This window comes from Paracoccus angustae (assembly GCF_042648745.1).
GTDB lineage: Bacteria > Pseudomonadota > Alphaproteobacteria > Rhodobacterales > Rhodobacteraceae > Paracoccus > Paracoccus angustae.
The window spans coordinates 1-5313 of the sequence record NZ_JBHRXY010000076.1 but is presented as its reverse complement, the minus strand read 5'-3'; the positions used below and the strand labels follow the sequence as shown (position 1 = coordinate 5313).

The window sequence follows — 5313 nt, the reverse complement described above, 5'->3', positions numbered from 1 at the left end:
CGACGGTGTCGCCGCGAGCGTCGCCGAAAATCGCGCCGCTTGATTAGGCCGCGTCACCCAAACTCTCGCATAGCTCCTCCAACTTCTCAGGCTGGCATTCCCGCCGGCTGATTGGCGGAATAACCGGAAACAGGACGCTTATCGATGCCGATCGACACCGCCGCTGTGGAGCACGTGTAGCGTCGGTGTCGATCAGCTTGCGACCAAGTATGTCGGCAGACCTAGGTGTTCAGTCCCGGCATCTGGTGGATCGGGTTTAGGATGAATCGATCCGGCTCTGCTGTCCAGATTTTGCAGATGTATTCGTAGGGCGTGAGACCACCGAGGGTCTTGAGCCGACGCGCGAAGTTGTAGGCTGCCATGAAGTCCGCGAGATGCGTGCGCAGTTGCTCGTGGCTGTCATAGTGGAAGCGCTTGACGGTCGCCTCCTTGATTGTGCGGTTCATCCGCTCGACCTGGCCATTGGTCCATGGATGGTTGGGTTTCGTCAGCCTGTGCTCGATCCCGTTGGCTTCGCAGATCATGTCGAAGCGCATTGGCCTGGAGTAGATGGTGTTTCGGTTCCGGGGCTGCTCTGCGAACTGAATTCCGTTGTCAGTAAGAATGGTGTGGACCTGGTAGGGCACCGCATCGAGCATGTGCTGGAGGAACTCCCGTGCCGTCTTCCTGTCGGCCTTGTCGACCATCCTCCTTGCCTGCCGCCCAAGCTGCACCGGCACTGGTTGAAGCGATCGCGCGAAATCCGGCCCTGGTAAGGCGAACTGCGCTTCCAGCATCCCAAGCGTTGGGCAGAAGGAAAAACCCGCTGTCATGCATCTTTCGAAAAGCAACGCGTTTTTCTGAAACAGCGAGCTCCGTTGTCATAGCCGACATTCCTCTAGCTTCCGAACTTGCCGCCCGCCCGTGTCGAAGTTGTCAGACGACAGCCACGTCTCGTAGGTTGGTCGCAGGTGCTGCCAGTCTTGGTCGGTCATAGCGAACCAGGCGGTGTCGCGATTGGCGCTCTTGACGACCATGTGCTGACGGAACACGCCCTCGGGGCGAAAACCGAAGCGTAGGGCCGCGCGCTTGGAAGGCACGTTCATGTCGTTGCACTTCCACTCGAACCGCCGGTAGCCGAGGGCAAAGATATGGTCGGCAAACAGGAACAGCGCCTCGGTCGCCATGCGCGTTTGCTGAAGCGCAGGCCCCCACATGATGTTGCCGATCTCGATGACGCCGTGGGCCTGGTCAATCCGCATCAAGGCCTGTCGGCCTTCAGCACGGCCCGTCTCCTTGTCAATCACAGCAAAGAACAGAGGATCGGTCGAGGCTGATGCGTGCGCGATCCAGGCGTCAAATTCGGCGCGGTTTTGAGGGGCACTTTCGAACAGCCAGCGAAATCGGTCCTCTGCACCCTCGGCTGATGCGGCTTGGTAGAGCGTGTCGGCGTGCTCATGTTCCAATGGCTCCAGCCGCACATAACGCCCCTCCAATGGCGCCCGCGCGGGGCGCGGCCGTGCCGACCAGTCTGCCAGATCCATGACGCTGTGTCCTTCCTCTGTGTTCGGTGCTGGCAGAACAAAACCGCCTGCTGGATGAAGCAATTTTTAGAGAAACTGCAGTTATTTTAGAAGGCTGTTCTTCAGCGTGTGTCGACGCCCGGAGGCAGCTTTGGGCTCGGAGCTGTCACTTGAGCGCTTCGCCCGAGGCTGTCGGCTCCGAGCCCGATGCCCAGTCTCCATCGGGTTATCCTATGTCAGTAGGTGAACACTAGCTGGATACTTCGTCATGCAGCCAATCTTCTATTCCACATAAATGGGGATCTTTCCGCGCGCGTGACGCAAGTGCTGCACGGCTACTCGCCGCGCCTGGACGTATATTCGATCGACGAGACATTCGTTGATCTGTCCGGCTTTGGTGAGCGGATGGAGGCGCACGCGGCCCGGATGCGCCAGGCGGTGCGGACCCAAGTGGGCATCCCGACCTGCGTTGGCATCGCGCCAACCAAGACCCTCGCCAAGCTGGCGAACTATGCGGCCAAGAAGAACCCGATCTTCGGGGGCGTCTGCAATCTGATGAACCCCCAGGTCCGGGACTATGTGATGGACCGCATCCCCATTGGCGAAATCTGGGGCGTCGGCCCGGCAACCGAGGCCAAGCTGATCGCCCAGGGCGTGAGAACCGCGGCCGCGCTGCGCGACCTGCCGATGGCCCTGTCTCGCAAGATAGGCACGGTTGTTCTTGAAAGGCTGGTGGCGGAGCTGCGCGGCATCGCCTGCATCGACTTCGAGGACGTGCCGCCGCAAAGAAAGGGCATGGCCGTGACCCGATCCTCGGCACGCCCATGACGACCTTCGATGTGCTGGCGCAGGCCGTCACCGCCCACGCCACCCGCGCGGCCGAGAAGCTGAGGAGCCACGGCCTTGTCGCCGGAACGCTGACCGTGTTTTTCCACACCAACCCGCACAAGCCGGACCGCCCGCAGCACTCTGCGTCCCGCAGCGTGCGGCTGCGGCCCATGTCCAACCACACCTTTGACCTGGTGGACGCCGCCGTGTCGGCCGCGCGCCGAGGCTGGCGCGGCGATCCGTCCGGCAATGGCTGCGGCTACACCAAGGCAGGCGTCATCCTTGATGACCTGCTGCCCGAGGCCGACCGGCCGGCCATGCTCTTCGAGCCTGCCCGGCCGCGCGACGCGCGCCTGACGGACGCGCTCGATGCGATCAACGACCGCTTCGGCAAGAAGACGATGGTGCTGGCGCGGGAGGGCTTTGCCGGCGAATGGCGCTTGCGCGCCGATCACCGCTCGCCCCGCTACACCACCAGGATCAGCGAATTGCCGACCGTTCGAGTGTAAAGTTAAACCCTAGACAACACCCGCTTGGCGCGCTTCCTCTATGAGGAGGCGGAAGGAGATGGGGGCTGTAGGCACCATTTCGACATTGCCGACAAGCAGGGAAAGTTAGCGAAATTGAAGACAGGGCATTTTGACGTGGACAGGGCTTTGAGCCTGCCGGGCATTCGCCAGATCGTGGCTAAGCGTGAGGAGGTTCTAGGCCGGTTCGGCCGCCTTTTCCGCAATCCGGTCCATCTAACAAAAGAGGACTATCTCGACTTCCTCAGCTTTCAGCACAATCACCATTGGACCGGGCTAGAGCGTGTGGGGCGGACTGTCACCGATGACATGGAAAATTTGCGGGGGGCACTCGCCATCCTGGTGGATGAAACGCGGCCCCTGGCCGAACGATTTGACGCTACCCTAACGAGCGTAAGCGGGTTGGGTGTTGCTACAATCACCTCTATCCTCTTAGTGGCCTATCCAGATCGCTACGGCGTTTGGAACGGCACCAGTGAGCACGAAATGCGCGAAAGGGCCCTATGGCCTGACTTCCCTGTCCGCATCACCCAGGGACAAAAATATGAACAGATCAACGCCATATTGGTGGAGGTAGCCGAGGAGAGTCATGTTGACCTGTGGACGCTCGATGCGCTGTGGTGGGCTGATAAAATCGACCGCAAGAATGCTGGATACCATGTAAGCAAGTGGGGCATAGCAATATGGGAAATGGCCACCCAGGCTGAACAAACTGCCAAGTATGCAAATGGGCAGCTAGTTGAGCGGACTTTAAAAAACAAAGATATTAGGATATCAAAAGAAGCCCTCATTAGATATTTGGAAGTACTATTAGGTGAGACCGGATATTGTTGCGCAATTACGCAAATCCCACTGCAGCCTGATGGTAATGATAATCAATTGCGTCCCTCGTTAGATCGCATCGACAGCAACGGCCATTATGAAATAGGAAATTTGCAGGTGGTCGCCAGGTTTGTTAATAAGTGGAAGCAGGATACTCCAGACGCCGAATTTCGCCGCCTTTTGGCATTGGTGCGCGGAGAGTAGAAGGTAGTCTTTATGAAATGGCAGAAATGAGGGCGTTTCGCCGTCGATGATGGCAACGACTGATCTATGCCGCCTCCCGTCCTTTGGCCGGGACCGCGCTCTAGCCTTCGACCGGCTGCACCGGCCTGCGCCCCGAGCCTGGACCCCTGCCCCTTCTTTGCGGCTTTTCCCGCGCCGCCCGTCTCGTCCAAGCCAGCCCGCGCGGGGTCGCAATAGTCGGTCCAGCGGCCCAGTCTCGGCCCTGTCGGGTTGCGATCGCTTGCGGGGTAGCCCGGTTGTCCAGCCTCGCGCCAGAACGACCTTGGGAGTGGAGGCGGGAGGCCGAAGCAGGCTGTAAGCGAGACCACAGGGATCGAGCACACAGCCTGTGGTCAACCGGGCGGGCGGTTGGGTGATCCCGCCGAACCTTCCCACAGGGCGGCTCACTTCCCTTCGCTCTTTGATGGGCGCGTCTAGCTCGCCGCCCTGCAAGGCCCACCGCCAGCCGAGAGGCGGCAGGCTGGATAGCTTCGACCGGGAAAGATGATGGAGAGATCCCCGCGACGGGCGGGGATCGAGGCAAAGGCGCGTGAGCGTGCCTGGCCGGGGGATTCGGACAAGCCGAACGCCCCTGCCCTTTGTGGGGCCACGCGCGAAGGGCGCGTGTCCGTCTATGGGAACCGCCGGTTCCCCCACGCAAGGCCGTCCGCTTCACGGGGCGAAGGGGTTTCCCCGGCCTTCCTGCGCCTTTGGCTCCGTGCAGGCCGGGTGATCCCCCTCCCCTTCGCTCCTACGGACAACCTTGCGCGGGTCCCCCTCCTGCCCTCGCCGGGAGGCAGGGTTTCAGGAGAGGGCCGCTTCGCGGTCCTCGCCAGAAACCCCGCCCGATGATCCGGCACCAGACCGGCAAAGGGCACCACCACAAGGAGGCCACAAATGGCTGACACGTTCGACCTCTACGCCCATGTCACCGACAGCATCATTGCCAGCCTCAAAGCGGGCACCCCGGCATGGCGCAAGCCGTGGACCGGCGACAAGGGCGGCGCACCCTTCCCGCTCAGGAGCAATGGCGAACCCTATTCTGGCATCAACGTCCTGATGTTGTGGCTTGCCGCCGACGCCAAAGGCTACCGCGCCGCCCGCTGGTTCACTTACAAGCAGGCCCAAGAAGCAGGCGGACAGGTCCGCAAGGGCGAGACATCGTCAACCGTTGTCAAATACGGCACCTTTGAACGCGAGGACGCGGACACGGGCGAGGAACGCCGCCTGCCCTACCTGAAAGCCTACCGCGTCTTTAACGCCGAGCAGATCGACGACCTGCCCACTGAGCACTACGGCACCCCCGCCGAGCCTGCCCGCGACCTTGGCACCGCCGCCGACCCCGCCCTTGACGCCTTTTTCGCGGCCACCGGCGCGGACATTCGCACCAGCGACGAGCCGCAAGCCTTCTA

The 5313-nt window shown here is 61.4% G+C and carries 6 protein-coding genes and 1 pseudogene; 4 read left to right on the top strand and 3 right to left on the bottom strand.

The genetic code is table 11. The annotated features are described in order from the left end of the window. Window positions 1–221: 221 nt before the first annotated feature. The 3 genes and pseudogenes from ACFOM8_RS22360 to ACFOM8_RS22350 form a co-directional block, all read right to left on the bottom strand. Window positions 222–509, bottom strand: a pseudogene (locus ACFOM8_RS22360) (integrase core domain-containing protein); the annotation flags it as partial. Window positions 510–594: 85 nt separating this feature from the next. After that, the gene (locus ACFOM8_RS22355; RefSeq protein ID WP_377764578.1) at window positions 595–816 is read right to left on the bottom strand and encodes an isocitrate lyase/phosphoenolpyruvate mutase family protein; all 222 of its coding nucleotides are present in this window, start codon (window positions 814–816) and stop codon (window positions 595–597) included. A gap of 44 nt (window positions 817–860) precedes the next feature. Then, window positions 861–1523: a GNAT family N-acetyltransferase gene (locus tag ACFOM8_RS22350; RefSeq protein WP_377764577.1), complete on the bottom strand. Its 663-nt coding sequence runs from the start codon at window positions 1521–1523 to the stop codon at window positions 861–863. Window positions 1524–1745: 222 nt separating this feature from the next. Between ACFOM8_RS22350 and ACFOM8_RS22345 the strand changes: the two genes are divergently transcribed. The 4 genes from ACFOM8_RS22345 to ACFOM8_RS22330 all read left to right on the top strand — a co-directional run. Further along, a complete protein-coding gene (locus tag ACFOM8_RS22345; RefSeq protein ID WP_377764576.1) occupies window positions 1746–2330 on the top strand; it encodes a Y-family DNA polymerase in 585 nt (194 codons plus the stop codon). After that, entirely contained in the window at window positions 2327–2839 is a 513-nt protein-coding gene (locus ACFOM8_RS22340; RefSeq protein WP_377764575.1) for a DUF4113 domain-containing protein, read from the top strand. Before ACFOM8_RS22345 ends, ACFOM8_RS22340 begins: the two co-directional genes overlap by 4 nt. Before the next feature lie 24 nt (window positions 2840–2863). Further along, complete coding sequence (locus ACFOM8_RS22335) at window positions 2864–3883, top strand: hypothetical protein (protein WP_377764574.1); 1020 nt, start codon at window positions 2864–2866, stop codon at window positions 3881–3883. Window positions 3884–4798: 915 nt separating this feature from the next. After that, window positions 4799–5313: ArdC-like ssDNA-binding domain-containing protein (locus ACFOM8_RS22330; protein ID WP_377764573.1), on the top strand; the 515-nt coding region annotated here is incomplete at its 3' end.

What these genes read in the sequence shown, in the direction of transcription:
- ACFOM8_RS22355 (WP_377764578.1), bottom strand. Translation starts at nt 816, where the DNA reads ATGCATGACAGCGGGTTTTTCCTTCTGCCCAACGCTTGGGATGCTGGA.
- ACFOM8_RS22350 (WP_377764577.1), bottom strand. Translation starts at nt 1,523, where the DNA reads ATGGATCTGGCAGACTGGTCGGCACGGCCGCGCCCCGCGCGGGCGCCA.
- ACFOM8_RS22340 (WP_377764575.1), top strand. Translation starts at nt 2,327, where the DNA reads ATGACGACCTTCGATGTGCTGGCGCAGGCCGTCACCGCCCACGCCACC.